The organism is Salinivibrio costicola subsp. alcaliphilus (assembly GCF_001996185.1).
GTDB classification, from domain to species: Bacteria; Pseudomonadota; Gammaproteobacteria; order Enterobacterales; family Vibrionaceae; genus Salinivibrio; species Salinivibrio costicola.
Genome location: NZ_MUFR01000004.1, coordinates 1 through 15,287 on the forward strand (window position 1 = coordinate 1; position 15,287 = coordinate 15,287).

The following is a 15,287-nucleotide window of genomic DNA, read 5'->3' on the forward strand; positions in this document are numbered from 1 at the left end:
GAAGCAGCGCCGATGGTAGTGTGGGGTCTCCCCATGTGAGAGTAGGACATCGCCAGGCTCTCATTATCTAATTAGCGCTTAGTATTAGGCTTTAGTTAGAAAAAATTTAAGCATCAAAGCAATTAAGTGTAAGACTTTGATGAGAAAGAATTGGTGCGGAGTGGTAGTTCAGTTGGTTAGAATACCGGCCTGTCACGCCGGGGGTCGCGGGTTCGAGTCCCGTCCACTCCGCCACTACTTATAGGGGTATAGCTCCAACTGGCAGAGCAGCGGATTCCAAATCCGCGTGTTGGGGGTTCGAATCCCTCTACCCCTGCCACCTAAAAAGCACCGACTTATGTCGGTGCTTTTTTTATACAAGTATCACTCGATACATTGGCTTATTGATGGTTTTGGTGTGGCAGTTAGATCTGCGTGTTGGGGGCTGGGGCGCCAGTCCGCTGGGTCGCCAGCCCGGTCGAATCCCTCTACCCCTGCCACCTAAAAAGCACCGACTTATGTCGGTGCTTTTTTTATACAAGTATCACTCGATACACTGGCTTATTGGTGGTTTTTTGTGTTTATGAGTAAGAGCACTTATTAGTCGTTTTTGGCGACAAATTGGCTTGGCCCGCTCGCATTAGGCTGATGACTAAAACAGAGTTCATAAGTGAAGGCGGTGGTATGCTTGGTGTCTTCTCCGCTTGTATGTTTATATTCCACTTCAACAATCACTCGTTGGTAGCCCGCGCCTTCAAATTGATCGATCTGCGCTAATCTCGTTGAAAGATCGTCAGCTTTAAATAACCAGCCTTTTACTCTGTCCTTTGCGTTATCACTTAACTCGATCCCTGGGTGCCCTGCTGCCGATCCCCAGCCACGGTCGGTGCGTATTGCTTGTATGCTGGCTTTGTGCCAGCTCCCTTTCATATCAGCGAGCAGGTGGTGGTTCTCTTCGTCTGGACAAAGAGTACCGTAAACAAATAGATTATTGAGCATAGGCGTCGCTCCATGAATACACCTTGTTATCATTGCTTTTCTATCCTATCTCTGACATCAAGTGTGCGGCAAGTGATAAGGTGTGTTTATCACTTGTATTTAGGCATTAACGATCGCAAAATCGGCGCCCGATGTAGGGGCAACCTATACTTTCAGTGGTGAGCTTTATGGTGGTAATTAAGTAATGAAACGACGTATTGGCAAGGTAGTGGCCTGGGGAAGCGCCATTTTAGTCCCAACGGCCATAGTGGGTGTCAATGGTTACTTTACTGTCCCCGATGGGTCACAGTTACACACTGTCTCTGGTATTTATCGCCAATGTGTTGATTATACCCATTCATTACCGCTGGATGAACAAGGCCATTTCTCTTTGCTGGTTTGGAACATTTACAAACAGCAGCGGCCACAATGGGATACAGCATTGACGCAGTATCGAGATCCGCATCGTCTTATGCTATTACAGGAAGCGAGTTTTGGGCCTCAACTCGCGCGCTGGATTACACAGTCATCACTTCATTATGATCAAGCCTATGCGTTTGCGATGCAAGATGCGGTCGCTGGGGTTATGAATCTTTCTCAGGTTAATCCTCTCCATAGCTGCGCTTATACAGCGGTAGAGCCCTATTTACGCTTGCCCAAAAGTGCACTGTACAGTGAGTATCAGCTTTCCAATGGTCAGCGACTGGCTGTGGTCAATATTCATAGCATTAACTTCACTTACGCGATGGCGGCTTATAAAAAGCAATTAGCAGCGCTTGAGCAAGCCTTGTTACGTGTTGATGGACCGATTATCTTGGCAGGGGATTTTAATACGTGGTCGCAACGGCGATTAGAAGCAGTCAGAGCGATGGTGTCGCGTTTGTCTTTACAAGAAATGCATTTTCAACCGGACCAGCGGATGACTAAGTTTGGGCTGCCTTTAGATCATATATTCTATCGCGGATTGACCGTGGAGCAGGCCAGTGCGATTGATAATGGTGCCTCCGATCATGCGGCGATGGAGGCACAACTTAAGGTGCTAGGGTGAGCGCTCGTCGCGTGTGATGCATTAACCCATAGCTGTAATGGATTAACTCACAGCAATGATGATCGCCCAGCCACCGAAAACAGCTACCCAGGGGAGAGTGGCGACAACAATGGCTTTACCTTGATTTAACGGTGTCCAGGTACCAATAGCGGTAATACTGAGGACCCAGTACCATGGTAGGAGCAAGGGTAAACTGGCTGCCCAGGCTGTCCAGGGTGATGTCAGCGGTAGCTTGAGCAGGCCATTCAGACTATTGAGATCAGCATGAGCCGGAAGGATAAAGCTCGGTGCGAGTGTCATATTGGTATAGCTTGCTAAATCACCAATGACTGCCGGCAGGAAAATAAAGCAGGATGCCGCTAACCAGTGACGATAGCCAAAGTTAGGTGCCTCTTGCTTGGTGGATAACCGGAACCAAAGGGCTAAGGCAAAAATTACCGCGGCACGACCAAACCAATCCCCCAATACTTCAGAGGCTAGGAGTGTTTCTCGTTGTAACCACTTTTCCGCTTCTGCTTGAGGTATGGACAGCTGTTGAGCCAGTGCTTGCTGAAGGGTTGATACATCCGTGTGATCAAAATAAGCACTCCAAAACGCAATCGCGCTCAAGCACATTAGTAAATAAGCAACCCAGCCCCACGCTGGTCGTTGACTTAGTGCGGCGAAACACGCACTTGGTCGGAGTACGGTGTCACGTAAGGCATAAAATGGATTGGTTGAGGCTTGCATCATGAGCCACTACTCCGTGAAATATCAATATGAAGCGTCAACTGTTGTCCCGGTTGGATATATGCGTTCTGGCGCAGTTGGTTCCATTTGATTAAATCTGACACGGATACCTTATATCGATGTGCAATCGTGCTCAGTGAATCACCTTGGCGAATACGGTAGGTGATTGTGCGAATACGTTGCGTATTGTTTTCTTTATCCCACACAACGAGCTGTTGACCAATGCTTAAAGTGTCGCGAGGACTCATGCCGTTCCACTTCGCGAGTTGGCGATAATCCACGTCATAACGACGCGCAATCGTCCAAAAACTATCTCCCTGACGTACTGTGTGAGTACGCTTATAACCATCACGCTCGGCAGCCTGCAAGGCGGCCAACCGTTGAGGAGCACTTAGCGTGTATTGAGACTCATCTTTGAGCGATACCGGGATCATTAAGCGTTGACCCACACGAATGCGTGATGAGCGTAACTGATTCGCGCGTTTGAGTACTTTTACCGTGGTATTATACTGGTCTGCTATCTCACTTAGGCTATCGCCCGACTTAACCGCATAGCGTTCGACACGAAGTCCCTGATTCTTATTTTTCGCGAGCTCGGTATTGAAGTGCGCCACCTTATCATTCGGCAGTAAAAGGTGAGTTGGGCCCGATGGAGACGTTGCCCAGTGGTTATAGGCTGGATTAAGGCTTTGCAGTTCTGACACAGTCAAACCGGCATAGTTAGCTGCTAACGCGAGATCCATTTGCATACCCGGATCGACCATGGTTAACACTGGCTGGTTAGGGATTTCAGGGAGATCTAAACCGTATTTGTTTTTATTGCGCAGCACGTCACCCAGTGCGATGAGTTTGGGCACATAACTGCTGGTCTCTTTAGGAAGGTCAAGGTGCCAGAAATCGGTCGGTTTTCCGCGCTGCTCGTTACGTCGGATCGCTCTTGATACGCGCCCTTCGCCGGAATTGTACGCCGCGATTGCGTGTAACCAGTTGCCATCAAACATGCCGTGCAAGTACTCGAGGTAATCAAGTGCGGCATCGGTTGATTGGGCCACATCACGTCGGCCGTCATACCACCAGTTTTGTTCTAAGCCAAAGCGTCGCCCCGTAGCAGGAACAAACTGCCATAAGCCCGCGGCTCTACCATGAGAATAGGCAAACTGATCAAACGAGCTTTCAACAACAGGCAGCAGTGCCAGCTCGAGTGGCATATTACGAGCTTCTACTTTTTCAACAATAAGGTGTAAAAAGGGCGTCGCGCGCTCAGTCACGGTTGCGAGGTGATTAGGGTAGTTTAAATACCAATTTCGATACCGCCTCACCGATGCATTATTTGGGACAGGCAAGGAGAGTTGCATACTGATCCGCTGCCAAACATCCTCTTGTTTTTGCGGTGAGAGTACCGTGGGTTGGTTAGGTACCGCTTTCTCTGGTGTTACTGCGGTCTCTGTGGGCGCAGATGAAGCCTTCTGGCCCGCAATAGGAGGCGCTTTGTGGGCGGTATCCGTGTCTTGAGTGTCACCCGTTGACTGACAGCCGCTCAGCAACAGTGTGCTCAATAAAACTAAACGGTACTTCATGGCATAAAAACCTTCGTCCAAAATAGCCGATGATGATAGGGGCTGGTCTCACTGATGACAAGAGACTCAGCTCAAAATTCGTCCTTCCACTGACGTAACGCGCGGAAAACTTCTAATTCAGTGTTATTTTGCGCACGCCCGCTGACCGCTTGAATTACGCTTGGCTCATGAATGCGCAAAAACGGATTGATACGTTTTTCGCGTCCAATGGTGCTCGGTAGTGTTTGTTTTTCCTGAGCGCGTAATCGGTTGACTTCTTCGCGATACAAATGGAGATCATCGTTTTCAGGTTCGACAGTGAGTGCGAAGGCAACATTGGCAGCGGTATACTCGTGGGCGCAATAGACCTCTGTTTCAATCGGCAAGGAGGCTAGCTTCTTAAGCGAATTTAGCGCTTGTGCTGCGGTGCCCCCAAGCAAGCGGCCACAGCCAGCAGAGAATAGCGCATCACCACAAAACAGCTTCCCATCGCCAACAAAAGCGATGTGATCATCAGTATGTCCTTCAACTCCGACCACTAAAAATCGATGATCGAAAACATCAATCTGATCGCCATCTCCCACTGCCATACTTAAGCGCGGGATAGGTTTGATCTCCGGTCCGATAACTTGGGCGCTGGGTGCGAAACGGACAAGCTCCTCAATACCATTCGTATGATCCCAGTGGTGATGTGTGATAAGAATACAAGACAGTGTCAACGTATTTGCTTTGAGATAGTCAATAACCTGACTTGCTTCACCGGGATCGACCACGGCGCATCGATTATCTTCACTAATAATGAGCCATATGTAATTATCGTTAAATGCAGGTATGCTTTTGACGTGAAGCATTGGGTTCTCCAGCGATAGAATGAGCCTTAATAATGAAACCAGCGCGCATTGAACATCAGTTTGACTATCCCTATACATGGGACCAGGTTGCCTACGGTGATTGGGCGCGCACCCAATTGCAAACCCGGCTGGATGAGTGTCTGCCTACTTTATTCGGCTATCATTTGCTTAAATTAGGTGGATTAAGCTGCGAGCTAGTTAGTAAACAGTGTAACATTCAACACCAAGTCTGTGTCGATAAACACAATCCGATGCGTAACCTCACGGCTGCCCACTATGCCTTACCGTTTATCCAAAAGTCCTTTGATGTCTGTTTACTCGCACACCAACTTGATTATAGCGACGACCCGCACCGATTACTAAGAGAGGTCGATCGCGTGATGATTGACGATGGTTGTTTGATTCTTTCTGGCGTTAATCCAACCAGTCTCCTGGGGATGAAAAAGCTGATTAGAGGTCGACATCAGCGCCTACCTTGGGGAGGACGAATGTTTTCACCGCTGCGCGTCAAAGATTGGTTAAGTGTTATGAACTATGAAATCATTACCGCACATCAAATGGGTCTATGGCCAACACAACGCCCCAACACTCGCCATGCGTGGGTTGAAAGTAGCGCCAGTATGATAACGCCCGCGTTAGGATCTATTTATCTTATTATGGCGCGCAAACGCAGTTATCCACTTAAACCGATTAAGCCCCGTTGGAAACTAAAGCAAGCGGTATCGCCGCTAGGGGGAGTTGTACCTAACGGCGGTTAGCGCACCATGCTTTTATGCGGGAGGCTGATAGCCTTCATCTGTTTCGGTTGGTTGGTTAGCGGCTTGACGTGCGAGCTCATCACAACGTTCATTTTCAGGGTGACCGGCGTGGCCTTTTACCCAGTTCCACGTGATCTGGTGGTTGGCTGCCACCTGATCTAATTGCTGCCACAGGTCGGCATTTTTAACCGGCTTCTTATCCGCCGTTTTCCACTGGCGCTTTTTCCAGTTATGGATCCACTGGGTAATTCCTTGGCGAACGTATTGGCTGTCCGTGGTCAGAACCACTTCGCAGGAATCTTTTAACGCTTGTAACCCGACAATCGCGGCCATCAACTCCATGCGGTTGTTGGTGGTGAGGGTAAACCCAGCACTCAGCGTTTTTTCATGCTGCTTATAGCGCATTACCACACCATACCCCCCAGGACCTGGGTTACCGAGGCATGAACCATCTGTGAAAATTTCTACCTGCTTGGTCATCTTTGATACTATAGGCTATTCATCTGAGCCAAGTTTGACACAGTTATTGCCATGAAAGCGAATTACGATCGTCTCATCGTGTTAGATACCGAAACCACAGGTATGAACCGCGAAGGTGGGCCTCACTACCGAGGTCACAATATTATAGAAATCGGTGCCGTTGAGATTATCAATCGCAAACTCACCGGTCGGCACTTTCATGCCTACATCAAACCCACGCGCGCGATCGACCCTGAAGCGATTTCAGTGCATGGTATTACTGATGCATTTTTAGCAGATAAGCCTGCCTATACGCACGTGCATCAGGCCTTCGTCGATTTTATTCAAGGTGCTGAGTTGATTGCTCATAATGCGCCCTTTGATGTGGGGTTTATGGACCATGAGTTTAAAAACCTCGGGGTATCGGTGCGAACCAATGAGATTTGCACAGTCACAGATACCTTGGCAATGGCGAAGAAAATCTTCCCAGGCAAACGTAATAACTTGGATGTATTGTGTGATCGCTATGGCATTGATAACTCAAGGCGCACATTACACGGGGCTTTACTGGATGCGGAGATACTAGCTGACGTCTATCTGTTAATGACGGGTGGACAAACAGATTTATCCTTTAATGCAGGGACCGATACTGATAATGCAAGTCCAATGGCGCCGAGAACGGTTAAGCGTCAGAAATCGCTAAAGGTCATCCCTGCATCGGCCGATGAAATGAGTGCGCATGAAGCGCGGTTAGACTTTATTGAACAAAACGGCAGCTGTCTTTGGCGGCAGTAGGAGCAGGCATGAGAAAGCGGTGGTGGGCAGTTTGTTTTTGTTTCCCTTTATTGGCACACGCCAACGAGCAAGAAATCCGGCTGCTGGAAAACCGCTTTCGCGTTGACCCAACGATTGAGCGTGCTGCGTTTGTCATTTATCGAGAAAAACCCAGCATGCCCGTGGTCTTGGTTCGGCCTGACGGAAGCAAATATTATGCATGGCGGCATCCCGATAATGTCTCTTGGCATCAAGAGGCTGATATGGACATTGTATCGATTAGCGATCCGATGCCCGGGCCGTGGCAAGCCATTGGTCGCGTTAGCCCTGATAACAAAGTGAAAGTGCTGAGCGACTTGCGCATGAAAGTGGAAGATTTGCCCAGTCGGCTTTATCAAGGTGAAGCGATTAAATTCACCGCACGATTAATGTTAGGTGATGACCCCCTCAATCTGCGAGACTTTATTCGGCGTGTGGATCTCACCGTTAGTTTTTCTGAGTTTGTTGACGATCCTGCCTCGCTTAATCCTGACCAACGTCCTCAGCCAAAATCGCTCGGCCAGTTTAGTGATGATGGAACAGGACTGGATGAAGCGCCTAATGATGGGATCTTTACTGTTTCGCTTCCTATTGATGTGATGCCAGGTAAGTATCGAGCACGCGTGACATCGGGAAATGGGATCTTCTTTCGTACCCTTGAGCAAGAAGTCCTCGTTTACCCGACGCCACTCATGGCGACTTTTAAGCAAAGCCAAATAGATGATGAGCCGCATCAGTTAACTATCCAAATGGAACAAGCTAGCATTGAGCCCGGCAGCGTGTCTGTTCATGCCAAGTTTACTGATACCGAAGGCAAGACAACGGTTTATCAAAAAAATAGTGAGGAAAAGTCAGAGACACTCTCGCTCGATATTCCCTATGCGAGTACGCCTGGGCAATATAAATGGCTCTCAACACTATACGCGACAGACCAATTGTCGGGTCGCTCCCTGGTTTTCCCCTTACCAGAGCAAACTTTTGCTGTTACAGATTACGCAGCGCTAGAACAAGCTGAAGCAGAGCGCGAAGCGCGTGAGCAGGCAATGATGGAGGCCGCCGAGGCACGGAGACGAGAAAGAGAGCAGGCTGAAGCACGTACAACGTCTCTCATTATTATTGGCTTAGGTAATTTACTTGTCATCTTGATTGGCGCCGCAACCTGGTTTGTGCTGAAAAAGCGTAAAGCACGAAAATTAGCTGAAGCCGCGCAAGAGCTTGAAGCTCCGCCACCAGATAAAGATGCGGAGTCAAAGGAGGCAAGTGAAGAGACGGATGAGCTGGATATTGATGGATCGAATAAAAATGTTTAACCGTGGCGAATGATAAAATTTAGCCGTGGTTAATGATAAAAAAAGAGAGGGAAATCCCTCTCTTTTAGTGGTGCGCTCAAAATACAGTGCGGTTATGCCGCATTATGCATCTTGTTTTCTTTGACTGACGCGGCAGGTAACTCGGCAGGATCAAAGTCATCGACATTGATTGTTTCGAGTCGACCTTGCTCGGCTTCTCGCAGTAAGTCGGCTTCTTGCTCGGAAATGACGCCAGCGTGTAACCCTTTATCGGCTACTTGATCCAGGAACATGAACGGCAACTTCTCGCCAAGACCGTCACAGACCTTCTTATGGATAGGCTCAGCCTTGAGGATGTCATGCAACGCTTTCTCGATATTGCCGATCGCATTGCCTGGCTCAAAGAATTGACCACGACCAATCCGGTCACGCGTCGCACTAGGTGATTGTAAAATCACTGCCAATTTACCATCCAGACGATCACCCGGCTGGCGGCGTCCTCTACCAAGAGGGAACACCAAGGCCCTTACTAACCCGGCAATCACACGATTCGGGAAGTTTGCGAGAAAACCATCCAATGCTTGCTCTGTTTGGTACATCGCGTCTTGCATGCCCCAATGAACCAAAGGAAGATCCTCGGTCTGGTAGCCTTCGTCAGCGTAACGCTTCATGGTCGCGGATGCTAAGTAGAGCTGGCTAAGCACATCCCCCAAGCGCGCGGATAAGCGCTCTTTACGTTTCAGGTTACCGCCCAATACCGCCATAGAGACATCAGCAAGCAGTGCCAGCGCAGAGCTGTAGCGATTCATCTGCTGGTAGTAACGATGTGTCGCGTCTTTGCGTGGTGCTTTCGAGAAACGTCCATCGGTTAAACCAAGCCAAAGGGTGCGAGCAACATTGCTAAATACAAAGCCGACGTGACCGAACAGTGCTTTGTCAAATGCTGCAAGTGCCGCTTGCTGATCGCTATTCTCGCTCGCACGAATCTCATCTAAGACAAATGGGTGACAACGAATCGCTCCCTGGCCAAAGATAATCATTGAGCGGGTCAGAATATTCGCACCTTCCACGGTGATAGCAATCGGTGAGCCCTGGTAATTCCGGCCCAAATAGTTTTTCGGCCCTAAACAGATGCCTTTACCACCAATAACATCCATCGCATCAATGACGCTCTGCTGGCTACGGTGGGTACAGTGATATTTGACGATTGCCGAGATAACAGAGGGTTTTTCGCCTGCATCAATCCCTGTCACGGTCAACGCACTCGCGGCATCCATAACATAGGCATTACCCGCGATGCGAGCCAGCGGCTCTTCGATCCCTTCCATTTTACCAATCGGCAATTTGAACTGACGACGAATACGTGCGTAAGCGCCGGTTGCAAGTGCAGCCGATTTAAGCCCACCCGTGGTATTTGAAGGCAGCGTGATACCGCGACCAATAGACAAGCACTCCATCAACATGCGCCAGCCTTGACCGGCCATTTTTTGCCCGCCAATAATAAAGTCCATCGGAACAAAGACTTCGTTACCTTGAGTCGGGCCATTTTGGAAAGGCACGTTCAATGGGAAATGGCGGCGACCAATTTGCACACCTTCCATATCGGTTGGGATCAATGCGCAAGTGATGCCGAGCTCGTCTTGATCACCGAGTAAATGATCGGGGTCGCGTAGCTTAAATGCCAAGCCTAAGACAGTCGCTACCGGTGCAAGCGTGATATAGCGTTTGTTCCAGGTGATTTTCATTCCCAGGACTTCTTCACCGTTCCAAACGCCTTTGGTCACTACGCCGTAGTCTGGAATAGAGCCCGCATCCGAACCGGCTTCTGGACTGGTTAATGCAAAACAAGGGATCTCCTTACCCTGGGCAAGGCGAGGGAGATAGTGGTCTTTCTGATCCTCGGTACCATAATGCTGAAGTAGTTCACCAGGGCCGAGCGAGTTAGGAACACCCACGGTTGACGACAGTACACCAGAAACCCCCGACAGTTTTTGCAGTACTAAAGACTGTGCATATGCGGAAAACTCTAAGCCACCATATTGTTTTTTGATGATCATGGCGAAGAACTTATTGTCCTTCAGATACTGCCACACCTCTTCGGGAAGATCGGCAAGCTCGTGCGTGACCTGGTAGTCATCAACCATGCGACAGACCTCATTAACAGGTCCATCGAGGAAGGCTTGTTCTTCAGCGCTAAGTGTGGGGGCCGGAATATCATGCAATTTGTTCCAATCCGGGGCGCCGCGGAATAAATCGGCTTCCCACCAGACGGTGCCTGCGTCGATCGCTTCTTTCTCCGTTGCTGACATTTCTGGCATCACGGATTTAAAGGCTTTAAATGCAGGCTTACTCAGCCAATTGCGACGAAATGTCACAATATTTAGTGGTAGAGCAATGACGGCAAAAATTAACCAAGTAATTTGCCCCACACTCCCTATGACTGTCCCTACAACTAATCCGGCTGCCAGTACGGCAGTCGATACCAGCAACTTAGCACGATGGTATGCGAGTACGCCGGCCAGTATTAGCATGGCGACGATATATAACCCTGTTGCCATCACGTCATCTCCTTCGGTTTAATTAGGCTCTTACGTGTCGTGGTAAGAGGTCGTACCACTCAATGTAACCAAAAAATTAAATAATTGTAAAATCATACGGTGTGACCTGGCCTGCAAGGTCAGAAAATCTTCACTGCAGTTATTGCACAAATGGAAAGATAGGTTGCCATTCAAGCAAACGTGACCGAGCTCGCTTGCTGGATGATAACGGTAGTCGACAGTCCTAAAACGATACGGGTACACTGATAGTTGAACTGACTGATGCCTAACGGGCGTGATATTTGTTAACAGTGGGAAGGTGCCATGTACCAAGATCTTATTCGCGGTGAGCTTTCAGAAGCAGCCGATGTGTTAACTGCATTTTTGAGTGATGACAATAACATCCAGCAGATTGAAAAAGCGGCGACACTCCTTGCTGATAGTTTTAAGGCCAGCGGCAAGGTGTTGTCTTGTGGTAATGGTGGCTCACATTGTGATGCGATGCATTTTGCTGAAGAACTCACCGGGCGTTACCGCGAAAACCGTCCAGGCTACCCGGCGATTGCCATTTCCGATCCGAGTCATATTTCCTGTGTCTCCAACGACTTTGGCTACGAGTATGTTTTCTCCCGTTATGTTGAAGCCGTGGGTATGAAGGGGGACGTTCTGTTTGGCCTATCGACCTCGGGGAATTCAGGGAACATCTTAAACGCGATGGAAGCGGCTCAGAAAAAGGGCATGAAAACAATCATGCTAACGGGAAAAGATGGCGGCAAAATGGCCGGGCTAGCGGACATCGAAATTCGGGTTCCACACTTTGGTTATGCTGATCGCATTCAAGAAGTTCATATCAAAATTATCCATATTCTGATCCAATTGGTGGAAAAGGAAATGGCAGCATAATTCGCAGAGGTAGACGAAAGAATGTGTGAGTTGCTTGGCATGAGTGCCAACGTCCCTACGGATATCTGTTTTAGTTTTACCGGCTTAATTCAACGGGGCGGAAAAACAGGTCCGCATCGTGATGGTTGGGGGATTACTTTTTATGAGGGTAAAGGATTTCGTACCTTTAAAGATCCGGCCCCCAGCAGTCAATCTAAAGTCGCGGAGCTTGTAACCAGTTATCCGATCAAAAGCTGTTCGGTCGTTAGTCATATTCGTCAAGCGAACCGAGGCGGCGTGAGCTTGGAAAACACACATCCTTTTACGCGAGAAATTTGGGGACGCCATTGGACCTTTGCCCATAATGGCCAACTCTCTGGGTTTGAAAGTCTCGAGACGGGACATTTCAAACCCGTGGGAGAGACCGATAGTGAAAAGGCCTTTTGTTGGTTGTTAAACGAGCTGTTTAAGCATTATCCAAAGCAACCGGACAACATGTGTGAGGTGTTTGATTTTATTGCTTCACGCTGTGACCGACTGCGCGCGCTTGGCGTATATAACATGCTGTTTAGCGATGGCGATTATGTGATGGCGTATTGCACCAATAATCTGCATTGGATTACACGTCGTGCGCCATTTGGTCGAGCGAGTTTGATCGATCAAGAAATGACAGTTGATTTTCACGAGCAGACAACGCCGGATGATATTGTTTCAGTGATTGCGACGCAGCCGCTGACCAATAATGAGAGCTGGCATAAGATGCAAGAAGGGGAGTACTGCGTGTTCCACTTTGGCGAGGTCTATTGCTCGAACCAAGCGAGCGTCGCCACATCATGATCGAACAGGCGCCGAGGCGCCTGTTCATCGCAATGCCGGTCAATCGTCAGCTGCATGGCCTGAAGGACCGAGTGGTTGATTGTCCAACCAAGCTTTCCCAGCTTCCATTTTAAGCCGTCCATCAATAAACCATTTAACCACTAATGGATAGATTCGGTGTTCTTGTTGTTGAACACGGGCGGCGACGGAATCAATCTCATCATCGGCAAAGATAGGGACGCGAGCTTGTAATATCACAGGCCCACCATCAAGTTCTTCCGTGACAAAATGTACCGACGTCCCATGCTCTTTGTCGCCAGCATCAATCGCGCGCTGGTGGGTATGTAGTCCCGTGTATTTAGGGAGCAGTGATGGGTGAATATTCAGCATCCGCCCTGCGTAATGGCTGACAAAACCTGGGGTTAAAATACGCATAAAGCCAGCCAATACCACTAAGTCGGGTTGATGAACATCGATAGCCCGAACCAAAGCCGCGTCATAGTCTTCGCGGCTGGCATACGCTGTATTAGCAACGACCTGAGCGGGAATATCGGCTTGCTCGGCACGTGTTAGGCCATACACGTTTGCTTTATTGGCGATAACAGCAACGATGCGTGCCTGATGCCCCTGATGAAACTGATCAATGAGCGCTTGCAGGTTTGAGCCACTACCAGAAATTAACACAACAATGCGTTTCATTCTGTGAGCTCCACTTGCGCTTCATTAGCGTTTGCATGGGCAATATGACCCAGTTGCCAAGCGGTTTCTCCTACTTCATTGAGTAAAGCAATTGCTTTCTCTGCTTCAGTTTGTGGTAGCGCAATGACCAAGCCAACACCACAATTAAACGTACGTAGCATTTCGTAATCGCTGACATTGCCTTTTTCTTGCAGCCAGTTAAAAATTGCAGGCCACTGCCAGCTGTTATTGTCGATCACTGCTTTTGTCCCTGCAGGTAATACGCGGGGAATGTTCTCCCAAAAACCGCCACCTGTGATATGCGACACCGCGTGGATTGAGGTTTGCTCCTGCAGCGCTAAGACAGATTTGACGTAAATACGGGTCGGTGCCAACAAATGTTCGATAAGCGGTTGACCGGCCAATGGCGTGCTGAGATCCGCTTGGCTCACATCGAGGATTTTACGGATCAGGGAATAACCGTTTGAGTGCGGACCACTGGACGCAAGGCCAATCAGTGCATCGCCATCGCCGACATTGCTGCCATCAATCAGCGCCGACTTTTCCGCCACCCCGACACAAAAGCCAGCGACATCATAATCGTCGCCACTATACATTCCCGGCATTTCAGCGGTTTCGCCGCCGATCAGGGCACAGCCGGCTTGTTGGCAGCCGTGTGCGATTCCGGTCACGACATTGGCAGCGACGTCGACGTCGAGCTTTCCTGTGGCATAGTAATCAAGAAAAAATAACGGCTCTGCGCCTTGCACAATCAGATCGTTGACACACATCGCCACCAAATCGATGCCAATTGTGTCATGTTTATTCGCGTCCAATGCAAGGCGTAGCTTGGTTCCAACGCCATCCGTACCAGACACCAGTACGGGCTCTTTGTATTTGGTTGGCAATGAACAAAGTGCACCAAAACCGCCTAGTCCTCCCATCACTTCAGGGCGATGTGTTTGTTTCACCACACCTTTAATACGATCGACCAGTGCGTTGCCGGCATCAATGTCGACACCTGCATCTTTATAGCTAAGAGATGATTGTTTACCGCTCACTGCAATTCCTCGCCGGAGTTGGAAATCAAAAGTCGGCGCTATTCTATCAGCGCATTCAGTGAAAGGAAAACGTTTGCGCGAGCAGTTTGGTGAGATTCTAAACGATATATCAAGCGCTATCTCTACGCTAGCAAATTACTTTCATGTATACTACCGAGAATTTGTTTTTTGTAAGGAGTCTAAGATGAAGGTCGTGGAAGTAAGGCACCCGTTAGTCAAACATAAAATCGGCTTGATGCGTGAACGTGATATCAGCACCAAGCGGTTTCGTGAGCTTGCCACCGAAGTAGGTAGCCTGTTGACTTATGAAGCCACCTCAGACTTCGATACAGAAAAAGTGACGATCGATGGCTGGGATGGCCCGGTTGATGTCGACCAAATTAAAGGTAAAAAAGTGACTGTGGTGCCTATCCTTCGTGCTGGACTCGGTATGATGGATGGTGTCTTAGAGCACGTTCCTGGCGCGCGGATCAGTGTCGTGGGTGTCTATCGTGACGAAGAAACCCTTGAACCTGTGCCTTATTTTCATAAGCTGGCGAGCAACATCGATGAGCGAATGGCCTTGGTCGTGGATCCGATGTTAGCAACCGGTGGCTCTATGATTGCGACGATCGATTTGTTGAAAGAGCAGGGCTGTCAGCAAATTAAGGTTTTGGTTTTGGTCTCAGCGCCTGAAGGGATCGAAGCACTGAAAAAAGCACATCCTGATGTGGAGCTTTATACTGCTGCCATTGATGAGAAGTTAGATGATAACGGCTATATTGTTCCTGGTTTGGGCGATGCTGGCGATAAGATTTTTGGCACTAAGTAACTAAGTAACTAGGTCATTAAGTAACCAAGCCATTAAGTCGTC

15 protein-coding genes and 2 tRNA genes are annotated in these 15,287 nt (G+C 48.9%); 9 read left to right on the forward strand and 8 right to left on the reverse strand.

Annotation, left to right across the window (positions count from 1 at the left end):
* Window positions 1-157: 157 nt before the first annotated feature.
* A tRNA-Asp gene (locus BZJ21_RS01920) sits at window positions 158-234 on the forward strand.
* A gap of 8 nt (window positions 235-242) precedes the next feature.
* Window positions 243-319: transfer RNA gene (locus BZJ21_RS01925), tRNA-Trp, on the forward strand.
* A gap of 260 nt (window positions 320-579) precedes the next feature.
* Here BZJ21_RS01925 and BZJ21_RS01930 read toward each other — a convergent pair.
* Window positions 580-978, reverse strand: a complete 399-nt coding sequence (locus tag BZJ21_RS01930) for a gamma-glutamylcyclotransferase family protein (RefSeq protein WP_158075492.1) — start codon at window positions 976-978, stop codon at window positions 580-582.
* Window positions 979-1,162: 184 nt separating this feature from the next.
* On the opposite strand from BZJ21_RS01930, the gene BZJ21_RS01935 reads away from it, so the two are divergent.
* Entirely contained in the window at window positions 1,163-2,005 is an 843-nt protein-coding gene (locus tag BZJ21_RS01935; RefSeq protein ID WP_077461649.1) for an endonuclease/exonuclease/phosphatase family protein, read from the forward strand.
* 42 nt (window positions 2,006-2,047) lie between these two features.
* Here the strand turns inward: BZJ21_RS01935 and BZJ21_RS01940 are convergent, their stop codons facing one another.
* From BZJ21_RS01940 to gloB, 3 genes are all read right to left on the reverse strand, one after another.
* On the reverse strand, window positions 2,048-2,737 hold the full coding sequence (locus BZJ21_RS01940) for a YIP1 family protein (protein WP_236719501.1): 690 nt from the start codon (window positions 2,735-2,737) through the stop codon (window positions 2,048-2,050).
* Window positions 2,734-4,311 carry a lytic transglycosylase gene (locus tag BZJ21_RS01945; RefSeq protein WP_077668998.1) on the reverse strand — a complete coding sequence of 526 codons (1,578 nt, stop codon included), beginning with the start codon at window positions 4,309-4,311 and terminating at the stop codon, window positions 2,734-2,736. The genes BZJ21_RS01940 and BZJ21_RS01945 overlap by 4 nt, the downstream gene beginning before the upstream one ends.
* Window positions 4,312-4,382: 71 nt before the next feature.
* Entirely contained in the window at window positions 4,383-5,141 is a 759-nt protein-coding gene (gloB, locus tag BZJ21_RS01950) for a hydroxyacylglutathione hydrolase (protein WP_021024166.1), read from the reverse strand.
* Window positions 5,142-5,173: 32 nt separating this feature from the next.
* Here gloB and BZJ21_RS01955 point away from each other — a divergent pair, with 32 nt between their 5' ends.
* Complete coding sequence (locus tag BZJ21_RS01955) at window positions 5,174-5,899, forward strand: class I SAM-dependent methyltransferase (RefSeq protein WP_077668999.1); 726 nt, start codon at window positions 5,174-5,176, stop codon at window positions 5,897-5,899.
* A gap of 12 nt (window positions 5,900-5,911) precedes the next feature.
* Here the strand turns inward: BZJ21_RS01955 and rnhA are convergent, their stop codons facing one another.
* Complete coding sequence (rnhA, locus tag BZJ21_RS01960) at window positions 5,912-6,379, reverse strand: ribonuclease HI (protein WP_021024164.1); 468 nt, start codon at window positions 6,377-6,379, stop codon at window positions 5,912-5,914.
* A gap of 51 nt (window positions 6,380-6,430) precedes the next feature.
* Here rnhA and dnaQ point away from each other — a divergent pair, with 51 nt between their 5' ends.
* Both dnaQ and BZJ21_RS01970 read left to right on the forward strand, forming a co-directional pair.
* Window positions 6,431-7,153, forward strand: a complete 723-nt coding sequence (gene dnaQ / locus BZJ21_RS01965; protein WP_021024163.1) for a DNA polymerase III subunit epsilon — start codon at window positions 6,431-6,433, stop codon at window positions 7,151-7,153.
* 8 nt (window positions 7,154-7,161) lie between these two features.
* Window positions 7,162-8,481, forward strand: a complete 1,320-nt coding sequence (locus BZJ21_RS01970; protein ID WP_077669000.1) for a TIGR03503 family protein — start codon at window positions 7,162-7,164, stop codon at window positions 8,479-8,481.
* Between the two features lie 92 nt (window positions 8,482-8,573).
* Here the strand turns inward: BZJ21_RS01970 and fadE are convergent, their stop codons facing one another.
* Complete coding sequence (gene fadE, locus BZJ21_RS01975; protein ID WP_077669001.1) at window positions 8,574-11,018, reverse strand: acyl-CoA dehydrogenase FadE; 2,445 nt, start codon at window positions 11,016-11,018, stop codon at window positions 8,574-8,576.
* 303 nt (window positions 11,019-11,321) lie between these two features.
* Here fadE and lpcA point away from each other — a divergent pair, with 303 nt between their 5' ends.
* Window positions 11,322-11,900 carry a D-sedoheptulose 7-phosphate isomerase gene (gene lpcA / locus BZJ21_RS01980; RefSeq protein ID WP_021024160.1) on the forward strand — a complete coding sequence of 193 codons (579 nt, stop codon included), beginning with the start codon at window positions 11,322-11,324 and terminating at the stop codon, window positions 11,898-11,900.
* A gap of 21 nt (window positions 11,901-11,921) precedes the next feature.
* A complete protein-coding gene (locus BZJ21_RS01985) occupies window positions 11,922-12,716 on the forward strand; it encodes a class II glutamine amidotransferase (RefSeq protein ID WP_077461644.1) in 795 nt (264 codons plus the stop codon).
* A gap of 39 nt (window positions 12,717-12,755) precedes the next feature.
* Here the strand turns inward: BZJ21_RS01985 and purN are convergent, their stop codons facing one another.
* Together purN and purM are read right to left on the reverse strand one after the other, a co-directional pair.
* Window positions 12,756-13,394 carry a phosphoribosylglycinamide formyltransferase gene (gene purN / locus BZJ21_RS01990; RefSeq protein WP_021024158.1) on the reverse strand — a complete coding sequence of 213 codons (639 nt, stop codon included), beginning with the start codon at window positions 13,392-13,394 and terminating at the stop codon, window positions 12,756-12,758.
* Window positions 13,391-14,434: a phosphoribosylformylglycinamidine cyclo-ligase gene (purM, locus tag BZJ21_RS01995; protein ID WP_077669002.1), complete on the reverse strand. Its 1,044-nt coding sequence runs from the start codon at window positions 14,432-14,434 to the stop codon at window positions 13,391-13,393. Before purM ends, purN begins: the two co-directional genes overlap by 4 nt.
* Before the next feature lie 184 nt (window positions 14,435-14,618).
* On the opposite strand from purM, the gene upp reads away from it, so the two are divergent.
* A complete protein-coding gene (upp, locus tag BZJ21_RS02000; RefSeq protein ID WP_021024156.1) occupies window positions 14,619-15,245 on the forward strand; it encodes a uracil phosphoribosyltransferase in 627 nt (208 codons plus the stop codon).
* Window positions 15,246-15,287: the final 42 nt, after the last annotated feature.

What these genes read in the sequence shown, in the direction of transcription:
- BZJ21_RS01935 (WP_077461649.1), top strand. Translation starts at nt 1,163, where the DNA reads ATGAAACGACGTATTGGCAAGGTAGTGGCCTGGGGAAGCGCCATTTTA.
- rnhA (WP_021024164.1), bottom strand. Translation starts at nt 6,379, where the DNA reads ATGACCAAGCAGGTAGAAATTTTCACAGATGGTTCATGCCTCGGTAAC.
- upp (WP_021024156.1), top strand. Translation starts at nt 14,619, where the DNA reads ATGAAGGTCGTGGAAGTAAGGCACCCGTTAGTCAAACATAAAATCGGC.
- BZJ21_RS01945 (WP_077668998.1), bottom strand. Translation starts at nt 4,311, where the DNA reads ATGAAGTACCGTTTAGTTTTATTGAGCACACTGTTGCTGAGCGGCTGT.
- fadE (WP_077669001.1), bottom strand. Translation starts at nt 11,018, where the DNA reads ATGGCAACAGGGTTATATATCGTCGCCATGCTAATACTGGCCGGCGTA.
- BZJ21_RS01970 (WP_077669000.1), top strand. Translation starts at nt 7,162, where the DNA reads ATGAGAAAGCGGTGGTGGGCAGTTTGTTTTTGTTTCCCTTTATTGGCA.
- BZJ21_RS01985 (WP_077461644.1), top strand. Translation starts at nt 11,922, where the DNA reads ATGTGTGAGTTGCTTGGCATGAGTGCCAACGTCCCTACGGATATCTGT.
- BZJ21_RS01940 (WP_236719501.1), bottom strand. Translation starts at nt 2,737, where the DNA reads ATGATGCAAGCCTCAACCAATCCATTTTATGCCTTACGTGACACCGTA.
- gloB (WP_021024166.1), bottom strand. Translation starts at nt 5,141, where the DNA reads ATGCTTCACGTCAAAAGCATACCTGCATTTAACGATAATTACATATGG.
- purN (WP_021024158.1), bottom strand. Translation starts at nt 13,394, where the DNA reads ATGAAACGCATTGTTGTGTTAATTTCTGGTAGTGGCTCAAACCTGCAA.
- lpcA (WP_021024160.1), top strand. Translation starts at nt 11,322, where the DNA reads ATGTACCAAGATCTTATTCGCGGTGAGCTTTCAGAAGCAGCCGATGTG.
- dnaQ (WP_021024163.1), top strand. Translation starts at nt 6,431, where the DNA reads ATGAAAGCGAATTACGATCGTCTCATCGTGTTAGATACCGAAACCACA.
- BZJ21_RS01955 (WP_077668999.1), top strand. Translation starts at nt 5,174, where the DNA reads ATGAAACCAGCGCGCATTGAACATCAGTTTGACTATCCCTATACATGG.
- BZJ21_RS01930 (WP_158075492.1), bottom strand. Translation starts at nt 978, where the DNA reads ATGCTCAATAATCTATTTGTTTACGGTACTCTTTGTCCAGACGAAGAG.